Annotated in this window: 12 protein-coding genes; all 12 read right to left on the reverse strand. The window is 62.9% G+C overall.

What is annotated here, in order from left to right:
• Position 1: 1 nt before the first annotated feature.
• Positions 2-322, reverse strand: coding sequence for a thioredoxin (trxA, locus tag C4N04_RS28815; RefSeq protein WP_004672616.1), 321 nt, complete (start codon positions 320-322; stop codon positions 2-4).
• Between the two features lie 75 nt (positions 323-397).
• Positions 398-3,949: a double-strand break repair helicase AddA gene (addA, locus tag C4N04_RS28820; RefSeq protein ID WP_106797616.1), complete on the reverse strand. Its 3,552-nt coding sequence runs from the start codon at positions 3,947-3,949 to the stop codon at positions 398-400.
• A complete protein-coding gene (gene addB, locus C4N04_RS28825) occupies positions 3,942-7,136 on the reverse strand; it encodes a double-strand break repair protein AddB (RefSeq protein ID WP_106797617.1) in 3,195 nt (1,064 codons plus the stop codon). The genes addA and addB overlap by 8 nt, the downstream gene beginning before the upstream one ends.
• Positions 7,137-7,139: 3 nt before the next feature.
• The gene (locus C4N04_RS28830; RefSeq protein ID WP_077992781.1) at positions 7,140-7,871 is read right to left on the reverse strand and encodes a nucleotidyltransferase family protein; all 732 of its coding nucleotides are present in this window, start codon (positions 7,869-7,871) and stop codon (positions 7,140-7,142) included.
• 13 nt (positions 7,872-7,884) lie between these two features.
• Complete coding sequence (gene tsaE, locus C4N04_RS28835; RefSeq protein ID WP_077992784.1) at positions 7,885-9,396, reverse strand: tRNA (adenosine(37)-N6)-threonylcarbamoyltransferase complex ATPase subunit type 1 TsaE; 1,512 nt, start codon at positions 9,394-9,396, stop codon at positions 7,885-7,887.
• The gene (locus C4N04_RS28840) at positions 9,393-11,978 is read right to left on the reverse strand and encodes a PAS domain-containing sensor histidine kinase (protein WP_077992785.1); all 2,586 of its coding nucleotides are present in this window, start codon (positions 11,976-11,978) and stop codon (positions 9,393-9,395) included. Before C4N04_RS28840 ends, tsaE begins: the two co-directional genes overlap by 4 nt.
• 203 nt (positions 11,979-12,181) lie before the next feature.
• Positions 12,182-13,582 carry an adenosylhomocysteinase gene (ahcY, locus tag C4N04_RS28845; RefSeq protein WP_077992786.1) on the reverse strand — a complete coding sequence of 467 codons (1,401 nt, stop codon included), beginning with the start codon at positions 13,580-13,582 and terminating at the stop codon, positions 12,182-12,184.
• Between the two features lie 272 nt (positions 13,583-13,854).
• Positions 13,855-14,130 (reverse strand): HPr family phosphocarrier protein, encoded by a 276-nt coding sequence (locus tag C4N04_RS28850; protein WP_003544133.1) that lies wholly within the window; start codon positions 14,128-14,130, stop codon positions 13,855-13,857.
• A gap of 9 nt (positions 14,131-14,139) precedes the next feature.
• Positions 14,140-14,541, reverse strand: coding sequence for a PTS sugar transporter subunit IIA (locus tag C4N04_RS28855; RefSeq protein WP_004672623.1), 402 nt, complete (start codon positions 14,539-14,541; stop codon positions 14,140-14,142).
• Between the two features lie 150 nt (positions 14,542-14,691).
• Entirely contained in the window at positions 14,692-15,141 is a 450-nt protein-coding gene (locus C4N04_RS28860; protein ID WP_077992789.1) for a serine/threonine protein kinase, read from the reverse strand.
• The gene (locus C4N04_RS28865) at positions 15,138-16,928 is read right to left on the reverse strand and encodes a sensor histidine kinase (RefSeq protein ID WP_038685906.1); all 1,791 of its coding nucleotides are present in this window, start codon (positions 16,926-16,928) and stop codon (positions 15,138-15,140) included. The genes C4N04_RS28860 and C4N04_RS28865 overlap by 4 nt, the downstream gene beginning before the upstream one ends.
• Positions 16,929-17,006: 78 nt before the next feature.
• On the reverse strand, positions 17,007-17,744 hold the full coding sequence (locus tag C4N04_RS28870) for a response regulator transcription factor (RefSeq protein ID WP_190233656.1): 738 nt from the start codon (positions 17,742-17,744) through the stop codon (positions 17,007-17,009).
• Positions 17,745-17,880: the final 136 nt, after the last annotated feature.

The raw sequence follows: 17,880 nt of genomic DNA on the forward strand, positions 1-17,880 counted from the left end.
ATCAGGCAGCGTTCGAAATCCAGTTCGACAGAGCGGTCTTAGGCTTGGCGCCGACCGAGATATCGGCGACTTCGCCGCCCTTGAAGATTGCAAGCGTCGGAATGGAGCGCACGCCGAACTGTGCGGCGAGTTCCGGGTTCTCGTCGATATTGAGCTTGGCAACCTTGACCTTGCCTTCCATTTCGACGGAGATTTCTTCGAGGCTCGGCGCAATCATCTTGCACGGGCCGCACCATTCAGCCCAGAAATCGACGACGACGGGTTCTGCAGATTCCAGAACTTCCGACTGGAAGTTATTGATATCGACTTTCACGGTAGCCATAGGCTGCTCCTTTGACGGAATTGGATGTTGAACCACATGTGATGCTGCGGTGCCAAATTTTCAATGTCCGGTATTTCACTTTGTCTTCAGTCCTGCAAGCGCCAAACCGAGCGCCCTTTCGCTCAGCGTGTAGAGGGAGGCGTTCTCGGTATAGACGAGCATGCAGTCGATGCGCTTGCCGGGATAGAGCGGTGCCAGGATCTCGCGATAGATCGCCAGCTGCGCCCGGTGTGCAAAGGGGATGGCGTCTTCGGACGCCGGCGGCACGCGATTGGTTTTGTAATCGAGAATGACGACGCGATCGGTAAGCACCGCCAGCCTATCGATGCGACCGGAGACGGCATAGCGCCTGCCGTCGAGGGTCAATGTCCCCATGATCGAGACCTCGGGCCGGGCCTGCTCGCCGAGGACGGGCTGCAAGTCCTTCTCGTCCAATAGTTTCAGAACCGAATCGACCAGCTTGCGCCGTTCGGCCTCGGGCCAGAAACGGGCCGCCCGTTCGCCGTAACGCTGGGCCGCACCGGGCCGCTCCTCCGGCGGAATATCGGGAAGCGCCTGCAGCATGCGATGCAGCAGCCTGCCTTTCTCCAGCGAGCGATCGCTGCGTTGCTTCTCTGAAAAGAGCGGAGAAGCGACAACCAGGCCGCCTTCGTCTTCGTCGATGATCGTCCCGGCGCCGGAAGGGCTGAGGGGCCGAGGCAGTTCCGCCTGTGGCGGCAATGGCCGCAACAGGCCTTCCGGCAGCCTAATTTCGTCGTCGCGCGCCTCACTGCGGATGATACGCTCGAAGCTCCGCTCCACCCGCGGCACGCGCCATCTGATGCCCTGCCATTCCCCGTCGGGGTCGGAGAAGCTGGCTGCCTCCACATGCGGATGACCTTCGCTGAGCGCGGTGGAAATCATCATATGCCAGGTGTCGTTGTTCGCGCGCACGCCACGGTAGCCGCAGACGACCAGCCGGTCGGCGGCCCGCGTCATGGCGACATAGAGCAGCCGGCGATACTCCTCTTCGGCCAGTATCTGGATTCGCGCGGCATCGTTCTGCGTCAGCGAATTGGCGAGGTCGGCGACGGGAACCCAGGCGGGCATCGGCGGCTCATCCGGGTCGGTTTCGATCAGGCGAAGCTTCGGCAGATGCGTATGCGTGAAGGCTTTGGAGCCACCGTCGACCAGGAAAACGATGGGTGCCTCAAGACCCTTTGAGGCATGCACGGTCATGATCCTGACCTCGTTGCGTCCCTTGTCCTGCTCTCGCTTGACCTCGGGCGCTTCGAGCTCGAGCGTCGAGACGAAGGATTGCAGCCCGGGAAGGCCGGAGCTCTCATGGTCGAGGGTGAAGGTCAGGAATTCGTCGAGGATATCGCTGACTTCAGTGCCGAGGCGGGCAAGAAACTGCCGCCGTCCGCCGTGGCTGCCCAGCAGGCGCGCATAGAAATCATGCACCGATAGGGTTTTCGATTGTCGGAGGAACAGTTCCAGCTTTTCGACCGCCGCGCGGAAACGCTCGTTGCCGTCGGCGGCGAATTTCTTGAGATGGCTCCAGACGCTCTCATCGTCGCCCCGCAGTGCCGCGGCCGCAAAGATGTCCTCCTCAGAGAGATCGAAAAGCGGGCTCTTGAGCACGGCGGCGAGCGACAGGTCATCTTCCGGCAGAAGCAGGAAACGGCCGAGTGCGAGCAGATCCTGCACGGCGATATGGCTGGTCAGGGTGAGCCTGTCGGCGCCGGCGACGGGAATGTCGCCGCGACGTTTCAAGGCGCGTGTCAACGCATTGACGAATGCGTCGCGCTTGCGCACCAGCACAAGAATATCACCGGCCTCGATCAGCCGCTCCTTGCCTTTGTCGACGATCGTTTCACGGCCGACGAGCGCGCCGATCGAATGGGCGATGCGCCGCGCGAGAATTGCGGCCGGCGCGCTTTCCGGCGTCGCATCGAAGGGCGCCGTCCAATCCTCTTCCTTCACCACCGCTTCCGGCGCGACCATTTCCCAGAGGTCGACGGCGCCGGGATGTCCGATGCGGCTGGAACGATGCACGACCGGCTCGCCGACAGCGCTGAGGCCTCGCGCATTGTCGGATGTCCTGAAAATCTCGTCGACGGCCTCGAGCACGTCGGCAGTCGAGCGGAAGGAGAGCGGCAGCCGCACGGAAGAAAAGCTCTGCCCGCTGTCCGAGACGCGCCGCCGCGTCCGGTCGCTCTCTTCCGAAAAACGCTCGGGCCGCGCCCCCTGAAATGAATAGATCGACTGTTTCTCGTCGCCGACGGCAAACAGCGTGCGCACGATCGGCCGGGCGCTCTCGCCGGAAAAGAAATCCTCGGCGAGCGACTGGATGACGCTCCATTGGATCGGGCTGGTATCCTGCGCCTCGTCGACGAGGATATGATCGATACCCCGGTCGAGCTTGTAATGGATCCAGGGACCGACGCCGCTCTTTGTCAGCAGGTCGGCGGTGCGGGTGATCAGGTCCTCGAAATCGAGTTGGCTGCGCTGTTTCTTCAGTTCCTCGTAATCGTGATTCAGCCGATCGGCGAGCACGAGCGCGGCTTGCGTGGCGCCGTGCATCCGCATCAGTTTCAGCCGGTCGCGGCTTGCCGCGACATGCGCGCGGGCGGTGATGATGGCCTCCGCCAATTGCGGCGCTTCAGCAAGCATGGCCTTGACCAGGAACTGCGCGTCCGTTTTCTGCTCGCCCTTCGCCGTCAGGAAAATTTTCTCAAGCATCGCAGCGCGTCTGGCGTCATCCGGCTCCCGGCCGGCGAGCCTCAGGCCATAGGCAACCTCCTGCGCTTTGGCGCCGCCCTTTTGATCGGCCAGCGACAGATAAAGTTCCAGCGTACCGCATGAAAGTTCCGGCAGCGGCCAGTATTGCGCCGCGATCCCTCTCTCGGTGTCATCGGCGGCGAGCCCCAACCTTTTGCGCAGAACCATGTCCACGCCGCCCTGCTGTTCGGCGGCCGCGGTAAAGCGGCGGATGGCGTTGCGGTTGGCGACAATGTCGCCGAGCAGGTTCTCCAGGCCGGATTCGTCGCCGAGATTGAGAACGTAGGCGAAAGCCTCTGCAAGGGCGCCGCCTTCTTCCGGCGCAGTCGCCGTCAGCAGCGCCCGGCGCGCATCGGAAAGCAGCGCCGCGGCGGCGCGGTCGTCGAGAACCGAAAAATGCCCAGCGACATTGGCCTCCAGTGGGAACTGATGCAGCAGCGCCTCGCAAAAGGCGTGGATCGTCTGGATCTTCAAGCCGCCCGGTGTCTCCAGCGCCTTGGCAAACAGCCGCCGGGCCTCGGCCAGTTTTATCCGATCGGGCGCCGTACCTTCGATCTCAATGATCCGCCGGCTGAGATCGTCATCGTCAAGCACGACCCAGTCGGCCAGCCGTTCGAAGACCCGGTTCGACATTTCCGAAGCCGCGGCCTTGGTATAGGTGAGGCAGAGAATGGCCGAAGGCCGCGCGCCGGCGAGCAGAAGCCGGATGACGCGCTGGGTCAGGACATGCGTCTTGCCGGAACCGGCATTGGCCGAAACCCATGCCGAGCGCACCGGATCGGAGGCGATCGCCTGTTGGACCGTGGTCCAGCCGATCCAGGCCCCCGGATCGTCGTTATCAGGAAGGTCGCTCCGCTCACTCATCGCCGCCGCCTTCCTCATTCTCGGCCGTCGACCATTCGGAGACGCGGGCGAGATGATCGTAGTCGCCGCCGAAATCAAATTGCTGCGCCGGGATGAGCCGCGAGGTAAAGCCTTTTTCGCCGGATTGCAGCAGGCTGACGAACTTGATCAGCTGGTCGACCGATTCCTCGGCAAGGTCGATTGCCGATTTCGCCTTGTCGCTGCGGGCGGCGTTTTCATTGTTGACCATATCGACCTGGAATCGGTTTCCGGGACGCAGGCGGACATAAAGCAGATCCTGCGGCGTGAGGCTGCCGGCATCGCGAAAGGCGCCGGCGCGCAAGGCCGCGGCTTCCAGCGCGAGCTGCGGATCGAGAAGCGCGCGTGCCTGCGCCGGCGAAGGGTTGTAGCCGGTCTTGTAGTCGATGATGTCGGCGGCGTTCGGCCCGGTAATGTCGATCCGGTCCGCGACGCCATTGAGCCGGATATTGATCGCCTCCAGCTCCACGCCGCCGCGCACTTCCGTCAGCGTCCGGCGGATGGCTGGCCGTCGTCCGGCCTCCCATTCGAGGAAGGCGCGAGCCACTTCCCGAAAACGCGGCCGCCATACGGCATCGATATGCGGCGGCAGCTTTTCCATGTCGAAAAGCTCGGTCAGGATAAGCTCCATCGCTGCTGCCGCCTCCGGCGTGCCGGCCACATGCGCCGCGCGGATGAACCGGTCGATGATCGTGTGATAGAGCGTACCGCGTTCAGCTGCGCCGGGGTCGCGATTGAACGCGTCGACCGGATCCAGCCGCAGGATGCGGCGGGCATAGATGGCATAGGGATCGCGGCGCAGCCGTCCGACCTCGCTGAAGGAGTAGGATTTCGGCTGCAGCGCCAGCGGCGGTTTCGGTGAAGGCCGTTGCGCCGGCGCCTGGCTCTCTCCCCGATCGATGAGACCGGCCCATTGCAAGAACCGGCTGCCGCGCCCCTTGAGTTCCGCTTCGAGCGCCTCCCCGCCCAGCGCCAGCAGCCGCTGCAGCCAGCGCGAGGCGACCGTCGGCGTCGAGCCCTGACGCAGCGCCCTGGAATAGATCAGGTGGCGGGTGCCGTTCGCCATCTCGAAATCATGCGCCAGCTGGCCGATGCGCCGCTCCGGCGGTTCGAGCCCGATCTCCGTCTTCATCATTCGCGGAATGAAGGGATTGTTGGCGCTCTGCCCCGGCCATGAGCCTTCGTTCAGTCCGCCGAGGATCAGCGTATCGACGCTCTGCAGCCGGGCTTCCAGCGTGCCGAAGATGAACAGCCTGGGATGGCTGAGCGCCCGTGGTTTCACCGCATGGCCGGCGGCGAGCGCCGCCATGATGTCGATCCATTGCGGCCCGTCGGCCTCCATCTGCCCGTCCGTGTCGATCACTTCGCCGAGAAGGGAGGCAAGTGCGTCCCCCGCCTCGTTCGACCAGAGATCGGCAAGATTGCCTTGCGGATCGGCCGCGACCGCTTCGAGAGCACGGCCGGTACGCGCGGCCCATTCGGACAGCGTGAAACTCGCCGTCTTGCCGCGATCCTCCGGCCGGTGCCGGAAGAGCGCAGAGGCGAGAGGCTCGGTCGCCTGGGTAATCCGGCGGGCAAGCTCGGATGCGAGATTGGCGGCGTCGGCGGGAAGCGCCTTTCGCCATTGCGGTGCGTGCCGATCCAGGGCCTGTTCGGCAAGCTGATGGGTCAGAAGCACCTCGAGCGCGCTGATATCCACCTCGGTCACGCCGCCGCGCAGCGCCAGAAGCTCGAGCGTTTCGGTGGCGGAAATCAGGGCGTCGCGTTCGAGGCCGAAGCGGGCCAGAGGATGTTTGAGCAGTGAGACGATCGCCACCGGATCACCCGGGCGCAGCGCCGCCTCCAGCAGCAATTGCAGCAAGCTGCCCTGCGGCGTGGCCGAAAGCGGCGTGCCGGCCGAATCGTCGGCGAGGATGCCGAAGCGTGAAAGCTCCGCCATCACCCGACGGGCGAGGTTGCGGTCCGGCGTGATCAGGGCTGCCCGGCTCTCGCCGTCCTGCCCCGGCCGTTCCAGCGCCAGTCTGAGCGCGACGGCAATCGCGGTTGCTTCCTCGCGCTCGTTGGCGGCTTCGATCAGCGAAACGTCGTTGAAGGCCGAAGTCAGCGCTCCCCCGGGGAGCTCGCTCTTCCATGTTCCCCAATCGCTGGTCGCCTCTGCCGGGGCAAGCGCCCGGGACAGGATTTCGGCGCGCCGGTCAAGATCGGCCTCCGGTCTGTCAAGGATGCTGACATCGGCCCGGGTCAGCCTTAGCCTCTTCAGCAGCGATGACAGTCCGTATTGCGGATGGCTCCGGCTGGCCGGATTGGGATGCTGGCCCGGCGCCGGTTCGGGCGCGACCATCTGCCAATGTCCTTCCGGCATGGCGAGATCGAGGCCCGGAAGCACGATCACGCCTTCGGACAGATGGGCGACGGCGGCGATCAGATCGGCAGTCGCCGGAACCGAACCTGTCGACCCGGCGATGATGATCGGACCGCCGGGCTTGGTCGCCGAAAGCTGGGCCGCTTCGGCCCTGAGAATGGCGTTTCTGTGCCGTGCCGGCGAAGATTTGCCGAGTTCGGAAAGCCGCGCCGGCCAAAAGGCGCTGGCGATCTGCAGAAACTCGGCGGTCAGCTGCCACCAGGCGGCATAATCGCCGGTGTCGAGCTTCGACAGTTCCGACCAGTCGAGATCCTCGGTTTCGATGGAATCGATCAGCTCGGCGAGATTGCGGGCGAGCCAGATCGCATCCGCCGGGCTTGCCGGCGCGACCAGCGGCGAGTCCGAATGAATATGGCGGACGATCTCCGGCAGTTTGTTGCGCCAGGCAAGGATCAGGCGCGCCAGTTCCAGCAGCCGCGCAGTATTCGACAGCGGCTGGGCGAGGTCGATCGTCGTCGGCAGCACCTCGTCGAAATAGCCGCTGTCATCGTCGGTTTCACCGAGCGGGCGGATGACAGGCAGGATCGCCGACCGGCCGCCGAGCAGATCGACGAATGCCGAGCGCAGCACACGCACGGCGCGCCGCGTCGGCAGGTAGATGGTTACTCCGGCGAGCGACAGCGGGTCGTCGACATTATGCCGGAAGAGCGGCGTCAATCGGCCGTCGCACAGTGTCGTCGCCAGGGTTTTCAGGAAGGGAAGGCCGGCCGGGATCGTCAGGATGCGTGGCTGGTGCCGCTCCGTCATGGCTCACGCGAACGCCCGCAACCTGCGGATCGTTTCCTCCGCCTCGCCGATCGCCTCCGGCGTTCCCACAGTCAGCCAGTGCCCGTCGAGCACCAGACCGAAAAGCCGGTCGCGTGCAATCGCCTTGTCGAAATAGATATTGAGGTTGAAAGCATCCTTCGGCGCATCGTCGAACAGCGACGGGTTCATGGCGATCGCGCCGGCATAGACGACGGGATTGGACGGATCATCGCGGTAACGTATCAGCCGGCCGTCGGCCGCAAGGTTGAAGTCGTTCTTGCCGTTGTGACCGGTGGTATCTTCGATGCCGACACAAAGCAGCGCCATGTCCATCTGATCGGCGTCGAGGAATCCGGCTAAGCGCTGCAGGTTCGTCGGCCGCCCGGGCTGCTCGCCGATCCAGAAGAGATCCGCATTCATGACGAAGATATCGTCCCGATCCAGCAGCCTCAGTCCCTTCGCCAGCCCGCCGCCGGAATTCATCAGCCCGTCCCGCTCGTCGGATATGATGATCTCGAGGCCGCGATAATTGCCGAGATGGGCGAGCATCTGGTCGGCATGGTGGTGAACGTTGACGACGGCCCGTTCGACGCCGGCCGCCACCAGCGCGTCCAGCGCATAATCGATCATCGGCTTGCCGTCGATCTTCACCAGCGGCTTTGGGATCGTGTCGGTGATCGGGCGCATGCGGGTTCCGAGACCCGCGGCCAGTACCATGGCTTGTCTGATGGTCATCTTGATCCGGAATTTATGATTCGCTCTGGCCTATTCCAGCCCTTGCGCACCAATCGCGCAAGGGGGCAAGCTCCTCATGCTCGAGCGCGACGTTGAGATAGGCGAGTGTGCGCGGCATATGCCTGAGATAATCGGGCTTCCCGTCCCGCTGCAGCAGCCGCACCCAGAGACCGGCAAGTTTGCAGTTGCGCTGCGCCGACATGATCGCCCAGGCCTTCATGAATCCGGCTTCGTCGAAGCCGCCCTGCGCATGGCGAAGAGCGAGATAATCGTCCATCAGCTGCCGGAACAGCTCGGGCTTGATCGTGACGCGTGCGTCCTGGACGATCGAGGCAAGATCATAGGCGGTGGGGCCGATCATGGCATCCTGGAAATCGATGAGACCGACCTGTCTGATGCCGGCCTCCTGCGGGCGCCAGATGATATTCGGCGAGTGGAAGTCGCGCAGCAGCAGGTTCTTTTCGGCCGCGGCGAGCTCTTCGATCAGCGCGTCCCAGATCGCCAGATAGTCCTTGCGCTCTGCGTCCGAGGGTGCGGAGCCGCGCTTCCAGCCGATGTGCCAGTCTAGCACAAGCTGCACTTCCATCTTCATTGCGGTGCGATCGAAGTCGGGAATGTGATGCGTGTGCGCGGCGGAAACAGGGATATCCTGCGGAAACTGCATGGAATGAAGATGGGCAAGGCAGGCGACGCTTTGCCGGTAACGCTCGGCGATCGGCCGGCCGGCGTCATCGAGCACGCCTTCGGTGCCTAGATCTTCGATCAGCAGGATGCCCTGCTCATAATCAACCTTGTAGATCTCCGGAGCTGCAAACCCCCGTTCGCGCAACGCATCGGCAATCGCAACGAAGGGATAGGCGTTCTGTGCCAGATGCGCGACCTTGGGATAGGGCTTGCCGTCGTAGACCGGCGGTCCCTCGGGATGCGGGCGCCAGTCCATCAGGATTTTTCGCGGGGCAGCATCCGGATAGATCGCTTCATAGGCGCGCAGCGACGCATCGCCGGTGAGGAAGCGTCGTTTGGCCTCGGCATAGCCGGCCCCGTCGAGGAAATCGCGAATCGCGAAGACCCGGCGGATGCGCTGCGCCTGCTGGCCGGCGGCCTCGATCGTTGCCCGGCGACCGCTGCCCTCATGCACCAGCGTCAGGGCAATGCGCTCTGCCGGCAATTCGCTGTCAGCCATCTCCGGCCATTCGACGAGACAGATGCCGTTCTGCAGCGCCTCGTCGAAGCCGAGTTCGGTCAATTCGCTGGCGTCGCCGAGCCGATAGAGGTCGAAGTGCGAAACCGGGATCCGCAGGTCGTAGGATTGCACCAGCGTGAAGGTCGGGCTCGGGACCTCTAGCCCATCGTCATCGGCCATGGCACGCAAAATCGCCCGAGCGAGCGACGATTTACCGGCGCCGAGATCACCGGAAAGCGCAAGGTAATCGCCGGCCTTCAAGGCGAGCGCCAGATCTTCGCCGAGGCGAATGGTGGCCGCCTCGTCCTTCAGGAAAAGCGAGATCGTATCGGTGGTGGTCATTCGGCAGCGGCGGTATGGGGAATATCAACCGAGGGGATACGGCAGACGACCGTCGTGCCCTTGCCCGGCTCGCTGTCGATCGTCACGTCGCCGTGATGCAGGCTGACGAAACTGTCGACGATCGAGAGGCCGAGGCCGGCACCGCCGCGCTTGCCGCTTTTAGCGCCCGTGGCGAACCGGTCGAAGACGGTCGCGATCATGTCGGGCGAGATGCCGGGGCCGCGATCGCGGACGGAGAAGACGAAATCCGTGCCTTCGCGCTGGCATTCCAGCGAAATCGAGCTGCCCTCCGGCGAGAAATTCGCCGCGTTGGAGAGAAGCTTCAGCAGAATCTGTTTCAGCCGCTGCGGATCGGCGACGATCGAGCCGAGATAGGCAGGCGCGGTGATTTCGAGCGCCACGCCGCTTTCCTGCAGCCGATCGGCGATCTGCATCGAGACGTCGTCAAGCAGGTCGTTGAGATCGATTTCCGCATAGTTGAGGCGCATGATGCCGGCATCGACGGTGGCAAGATCGAGAATATCGTTGACGAGCGTCAGCAGAACCGAGGACGAGGTCGAAATATGGTCGATATATTCGGCCTGCCGCTCGTTCAGCGGCCCCACACCCTGCGTGCGCAGCAGGTCGGTGAAACCGATGATATTGGTCAGCGGCGAGCGCAATTCATAGGAAACATGCTGAACGAAGTCGTTCTTCAACTCGTCGGCCTTGCGCAGTGCCTCGTTCTTTTCCGTCAGAGCCCGCTCGGCCCGCACGCTGTCCGTCATGTTGACGAAGGTCAGCATGGTCTGGGCGTTCGGCAGCGGGATGACGGCGTAGTCGAGCACGAGGCCGGAGAACAGTTCGAGCGTCCCCTGGCTCGAGCGGCGCTCGTCGTCAAAGCTGGTGATCAGTTCCGCGAATGTCTTCCAGCCGTCTGGCTGGTCGTAGGAGGGGGCGCAGGCTTCGCCGAGCGCACGGATATGGGTGCCGGGCTTGGCCTCGGCTTCGGTGATCCCCCAGAGCGCCCGGAAGGCCGGGTTCGACAGGCGGATGCGTCCATCCGGGCCGAACACCGCCACACCTTCGGAAAGATGATCGATCGTTTCGCCCTGCACCTTGACGAGCGTGTTGTAGCGCGTTTCGAGATCGACCTGTTCGGTCAGGTTTTCGAACACCCAGGTGGCGCCGCCCTGCGGATGGGCGGTGGCGAAGACGCGCAGCGTCTGACCGTTCGGCAGGTGCCAGAGGTCCGATTGCGTATCGAGCGCGCGATAGACGGAAAGAGCCGCTTCCTTCCAGCTTTTCCAGTTGAGCTGGTCCGGCAGCTTCTTGGCAGCTCGCAGGCGCTCGAGCAGCTCGCTATTGTCCGGCCGGCCTTCGAGAAAGGCGATATCGAGCTCCCAGAGCGCCACGAAGGCCTGATTGTAGAATTGCAGCCGGCGCTCGCCGTCGAAGATGGCGACAGGCGTGGCGAGATGGTCGAGCGTCTCGGCATGGCTCTTCAGCGTCCGGTCCAGCTCGGCGCGCACCGCCTCGATATCGGACACGTCGACCGCCATGCCGGCCGAGCCGCCGGGAAGCGTGACGTCGACCACATCGAAGAATGTACGGTTGCCATGCACGACGGTTGAAATCGTGTCGTGAAACGGCGATTCCGGCGTCGTCGTGGCGCGAATGCGTTCGCGCGCCACCGTCGTCAGCATCTCGCGGCCTTCATTGATCGCCTGTTGCGGCGAGCGCGCCTCGACCGCCTCGCCATAGGCCTGGTTGACCCAGGTGAGGCGACCCGCCGGGTCGCGCTGCCAGGCCGGCATGTCGATCGCGTCGAGCATCGTCTGAAAGGCCGAGATCGAAGTCATCAGCCGGTCGCGCTCGATCCGGAGTTCGGCAAGTTCGGCGCGCAGATTGTTGAGCGCCACGAAGCGGACGAAGGCGCGTCCCCCGGAAACCCGGCCCTGCGCCTCGAGGATCTCATCGCGGATGGTCTCGACCACCATGTCGAAGCTCTGCGCTTCGTCGCGCAGCCGGTCGATCGCCTTTTCCAGCTCGGAGGCCGAACGTGACTTCAGCCAGAGGCCGAAGGCCAGGAATTCGCCGTCCTGCGGCGCGCCGGTCTCGGGCGGGAGCTGGCCGAGCAGCTCCGGACGGGCATTGCCGTCCCAGATGACGATCCGTCGGTTCTTGTCGGCGATCAGCGCCTGATATTGTGAAATGCGTTGCTGGGCATCGGAGAGCGCCGAGCGGATTTCCCGGCTCTCGTTTTCCAGATTGCCGCGCTGGCGCACCAGCCAGAGCGTCGAAAGCAGGGCCGCCGATATGACGCCGATGACAACGGAGACGCCGATAACCTGCGAGGAGGTGAAGAGGTGAGCCGAGGCTGCCGCCTGCTGCTCGCTTTGTGCGAGAACCGGCCGCGCCAGCGCGGCAAGCGCCGTGCCGGCCGCGCAGGTTTTCAGGAAGCGCGCCAATGATCCATGCTCTTGCTTTGCGGCCTCGTGTGCCGTTGCAGATTTATAGTCTTGGCCTGGCGTCGGCGGGCGGCGATGGGCGCGAGCGCCGTCGTCCGCCTGACCGGGCAGGCTGTTTTTCAGTTCCGACATCCGCGGTATGTCTCCGTCCTTCAATGTGCCGCATTACGACAAGACATCCCATTTTCGAAGCGGTCGGACGGGGTCCGGCGCCACGAATCAAGTCTTAAAACAATACTTCGGAAGGGAATCGGCGGGAAGGGAGCGGCCAAAAAATAAGCCGCGGCATTTGTCAATGCCGCGGCTTCTACATCTTGTGGATATCGATGATGAGATCAATATCTGTAGTGGTCGGACTTGAACGGGCCCTTCGGCGAGACGCCGATATAGGCAGCCTGCTCTTCGCTAAGCTGGGTCAGCTTCACACCGAGCTTGTCGAGATGCAGGCGCGCGACCTTTTCATCGAGGTGCTTCGGCAGGATGTAGACCTTGTTCTCGTACTGGCCGGGCTTGGTAAAAAGCTCGATCTGCGCCAGCGTCTGGTTGGTGAAGGAAGCCGACATGACGAAGGAGGGGTGGCCGGTGGCGTTGCCGAGGTTGAGCAGGCGGCCTTCGGAAAGCAGGATGATGCGGTTGCCCCTCGGGAATTCGATCAGGTCGACCTGCGGCTTGACGTTGGTCCACTTGAGGTTCCGCAGCGCGGCGACTTCGATTTCGTTGTCGAAATGGCCGATATTGCCGACGATCGCCATGTCCTTCATCTCGCGCATATGGTCGATGCGGATGACGTCCTTGTTGCCGGTCGTGGTGATGAAGATGTCGGCCGAGGAAACCACGTCCTCGAGCAGCACCACTTCGTAACCATCCATCGCCGCCTGCAGGGCGCAGATCGGATCGGCTTCGGTCACCTTGACGCGGGCGCCGGCGCCGGAGAGCGAAGCGGCAGAACCCTTGCCGACATCGCCATAACCGCAGACGACGGCGACCTTGCCGGCCATCATCACGTCGGTACCGCGGCGGATGCCGTCGACCAGCGATTCCTTGCAGCCGTACTTGTTGTCGAACTTCGACTTGGTGACGGAGTCGTTGACGTTGATCGCCGGGAACGGCAGCAGGCCCTTCTGGCTGAGCTGATAGAGGCGGTTGACGCCCGTCGTCGTTTCTTCGGTAACGCCCTTGATCGCATCGCGCTGCTTGGTGAACCAGCCGGGCGAAGCGGCAAGGCGCTTCTTGATCTGTGCGAAGAGGATTTCCTCTTCCTCGGAATGCGGATGGGACAATACGTCCTCGCCGGCTTCGGCGCGGGCGCCGAGCAGGATGTACATGGTGGCGTCGCCGCCGTCATCGAGGATCATGTTGGAAAGGCCGCCATCGGCCCACTGGAAGATCTTGTCGGTGTAGACCCAGTAGTCCTCGAGCGACTCGCCCTTGACGGCGAAAACCGGAACGCCGGCAGCGGCGATTGCCGCAGCGGCATGATCCTGCGTCGAGAAGATGTTGCAGGAGGCCCAGCGGACTTCGGCGCCGAGGGCCACCAGCGTCTCGATCAGCACGGCCGTCTGGATGGTCATGTGCAATGAGCCGGTGATACGCGCGCCCTTCAGCGGCTTTGCGTCGCCGAATTCGGCGCGGCAGGACATCAACCCCGGCATTTCGGTTTCGGCGATCGTAATTTCCTTGCGGCCGAAATCCGCAAGCCCGAAATCGGCGACGACATAATCTTTTTCAGTGCTCATAGAGGTCTCCAGGCTGAAAAACGTCTCAAAAATTGGCGCAGGCGCGAAGATGACCGCGCGACGGATAGGCCGCGTGCCGATGCATGTCGCCCGGATATGTGCAGCAGTTCCGGGAACGCGAGATGCATAACAGAGCCAAAGCGCATTGCATGAACCAGGTTCGATGCGACACGCTTCAGCGCACGGCATGTCTGCCGTTTAGCAGGCTTCTGATGGGAAGGCAATAAGGATATAAAGAAGTCTTTATATGTTTATATGAGTTCAGCCGTAGCTCACATCTCTTCGCCGAATCGGTTCTGGATCAATTGGTCCAAGGCCTCCAGCGCCTCCTCGGCCTGGCTGCCGCTCGCCGAGACGACGACGCTGGAGCCTGGGCTCGCCGCAAGCATCATCAGGCCCATAATCGAGGTGCCGCCGACTGTCATTCCATCCTTGGAGACCGTGATGGCGGCATCGAAGGTCTCGACCATCTGCACGAATTTGGCGGAGGCGCGCGCGTGAAGTCCGCGCTTGTTGATGATAAGGAGTTCTCGGGAAAGCGATGTCATGAAGCGCCGTTATTTTCCGCTGAGCACACGGCTCGCGACATTGATATATTTCCGCCCGGCTTCGGAAGCCTCGACCAGCGCCTTCTCCATATTGTTCTCGCCACGCACGCCGGCGAGCTTGATCAGCATCGGCAGGTTGACGCCGGCGATGACTTCGGTGTGGCCGCTGCTCATGACCGATATGGCGAGATTGGACGGCGTGCCGCCGAACATGTCGGTGAGGATAACGACGCCATGGCCATCATCGGCACCGGAAACGGCTTGCAGAATGTCCTGCCGTCTCTGGTCCATGTCGTCTTCGGGGCCAATACAGACCGTCTCGATGAATTTCTGAGGACCGACGACGTGCTCGACAGCATGACGAAACTCTTCAGCCAGCTTGCCATGAGTGACAAGCACAAGTCCGATCATGATATTACTGCTCCCCTATACGCAAACGATGGCTGAGATATCGCAATGCAGCAATTACGTCCACCGGTGGGGGCACATCTTGGCGATGAAAAGCCGAAGTGCAAGACAAAAATGCAAACATATAAGGCAGATTGATCAATCCGGAAGCCCTCAATCGCCGATATCAGGCGCTTTCGCCATCAGGACTGCAAGCGGTGACGGCACACCGGTGAGCAAGCGCAATGCGGGAAGCGAAAACCCGGCGGCAAGGCTGACGAATTCGCCATCGGGGGGTACACGGTTTTCGCCGGAAGCGCTGCCCGGAAGCACCGCATAATGCATGGCCGCCTGAGGAATATGATCCTGCCGGACGATGCCGGTGCCGCGCAGTTCGATCAGCCCGGCGATCGACGGCGGGCAGGTGGCGATCACCGAGCCTGCCTCTCCTGACAGAAGCACCTGATCGTCGGCAACCAGTGCCGTGAACAAACCGAGCCGGCGGGCCTCTGTCATGCAGGTAAAGGCCAGCATCGATTTGCCCCAGCCGGAGGGCCCGCTGAACAGGAGCCCCGTCCTGCCCACGACGATCGCCGTCGCATGGATGTTGGGAGCCTCGCTCATGCTGCGGCATCGAGGGGCAGGGCGAGGATGAAGCGCGCGCCGAGTATGCGCCCGCTCTCGCCGTCGGTGATGTTTTCCGCCCTCAGCGAACCGCCATGGGCTTCGGCGATCTGCCGGCTGATCGAAAGGCCAAGGCCGGAATTCTGGCCAAAACCTTCCGATTCCGGGCGATCAGTATAGAAGCGCTCGAAGATGCGGTCGATATTCTCCGCCTGGATGCCGGGACCGTTGTCTTCGATAGTGGTGACGCAGCGCGACCGTGTGCGCACCAGCCGCACGGTGATCTTGCCGCCCTTCTCAGGGACGAAGGATCGGGCATTTTCGATCAGGTTCGTTATGATCTGGCCGATGCGCAAGTCGTGGCCGTTGACGACGAAGCGTGTCTTGATGTTCGGCTTGCGCTCGATCGCATATTCGATCTCCACCTGCTTCTTGCTGCCTCTGATCTGGCGCGACACTTCGATCAGATCGCGCAGCAGCACTTCCATGTCGATGGAGGCGGCATCGACGCGCGCGAGTTCGGCGTCGAGGCGCGAGGCATCGGAAATATCGCTGATCAGGCGGTCGAGACGGCGCACATCGTGCTGGATGACATCAAGCAGCCGCTTCTTGGAATCCTCGGATTTGGCGAGCGGCAGTGTTTCAACGGCGCTGCGCAGTGAGGTCAGCGGGTTCTTGAGCTCGTGGCTGACATCGGCCGCAAAGCTCTCGATTGCATCGATGCGGTCGTAGAGCGCCGTCGTCATCTCGCGCAGAGCGATGGAAAGATTGCCGATTTCATCCTGGCGGGCGGAGAAGTCGGGGATCTCCTCACGTGCCTTGGCGCCGCGGCGCACGCGAATGGCGGCGGCCGAAAGGCGGCGCAGCGGATTGGCGATGGTCGACGACAGCACCAGCGAAAGCAGCACGTTGACGAGCGTTGCAACGCCGAAGACACGCATGATGGCAAGCCGTTCGGCATGAACGATATTGTCGATGTCGCCAGCCTGCGTCGACAAGAGCAGCACGCCGAGCACGGCGCGGAAGCGCTGGATCGGCACGGCGACGGAAACGATGAGTTCGCCTTTCTCCGTGGTGCGCACCACTGCGCCGCGCACGCCGGTCAGGGCGTTCATCACTTCGGGATAGATCGAACCGTCGCCACCCGGCGCTTCTTTATAGAGCGGCAGGTTGCCGGGCTGCAGCGCCTTGTTGAACAGGGTCGCGAACCAATCGCCCCAGGTCTGCTTTTCTTCCTCGACCGGCGGCAGATCGAAACGCAGCACCTGGCCACGCGAATAGAGGTGACGCGAATCGAGCAGCAGATTGGCATCGGCATCGAAGATGCGCGCGCGTGTGCGCGTCGGAGAAATCAGCCGGCGCAGGACCGGGGCGACTTTCTCGGGATCGATCGGAAACTCCAGGTCCTCGTCGTTCGGCACCGGCGTAATGCTCTGGCCGGCTTGCAGTTCGAGCAGCTTCTGCGGATCGATGGTGATCGAATTCGTATCGACCGATGCGGAGGCCGAAACCGCGCCGGCGATGATCTCGCCCTGCGTCAACAGGCTTTCGGCGCGGGCGTCGATCAGGCCCTCGCGAAACTGGTTGAGATAGAGGATGCCGCCGACGAGCACCACCAGCGCGACCAGATTGAAGAACAGGATGCGCCGCGTCAGGCTCGAAAACACCGCATTGCCAAAGATGCGGCGAATCAGCGTGAAGGGATGCGACCAACGGCGGCCTCGGACGCGACGGGTGCTCACGCCCTCCGCATCGTCCAGATCCCTTTCCTGCACCAACTGTGCCAATGACAGGCCCTTTCAAAGGGCGGGGCCGGATGAACCAGCCCGCAACCCTCAACTATGTCTCGCGCCGCGCCGCTGGGCTCAGGCCGCTTCGCGGAAGCGGTATCCCACTCCGTAGAGCGTTTCAATCATATCAAAATCGGTATCGACCATCTTGAATTTCTTGCGCAGCCGCTTGATGTGGCTGTCGATCGTCCGGTCGTCGACATAAACCTGTTCGTCATAGGCGGCGTCCATCAGCGCGTCGCGGCTCTTGACGACGCCCGGACGCTGCGCCAGCGAATGCAGGATCAGGAACTCGGTGACCGTCAGCGTCACCGCTTCGCCCTTCCAGGTGCAGGTATGGCGCTCCTGGTCCATGACCAGTTGGCCACGCTCCAGCGAACGCGCCTGTTGCACGGCCCCGGCCTTCGGCGTGCCGCTGGGGCTCGTGCCGCCGGCGGCCGCGGCTTCGCGGCTCGAAGCGCGACGCAGCACGGCGCGCACCCGCTCGACCAGCAGGCGCTGCGAAAACGGCTTGGTGATGAAATCGTCGGCGCCCATCTTCAGGCCGAACAGCTCGTCGATCTCCTCATCCTTGGAGGTGAGGAAGATTACCGGGATATCCGACTTCTGCCGCAGGCGGCGCAAAAGCTCCATGCCGTCCATGCGCGGCATCTTGATATCGAAGATCGCCAGCTGCGGCGGTCGCGCCAGCAGCCCGTCGAGCGCCGAGGCACCGTCCGTATAGGTCTCGACCTTATACCCTTCGGCCTCCAGTGCGATCGACACCGAGGTGAGGATGTTGCGGTCGTCATCAACGAGCGCGATTGTCGGCATGGTGTTGGTCTCCGTCATCAGTGCGCAATCTCCCGGATTTTCGTCGTCCCCAGGCGGTCTCAGTGACCGGATGCGCTTATGGAGGATAAAGGTGGAACAAATTGTGGCAAAGATAAAGGGGAGGATTGTCGTAAAA

Origin of the sequence: Rhizobium sp. H4, from assembly GCF_003013335.1 — a bacterium.
In the GTDB taxonomy this organism is placed as follows: Bacteria; Pseudomonadota; Alphaproteobacteria; order Rhizobiales; family Rhizobiaceae; genus Rhizobium; species Rhizobium sophoriradicis.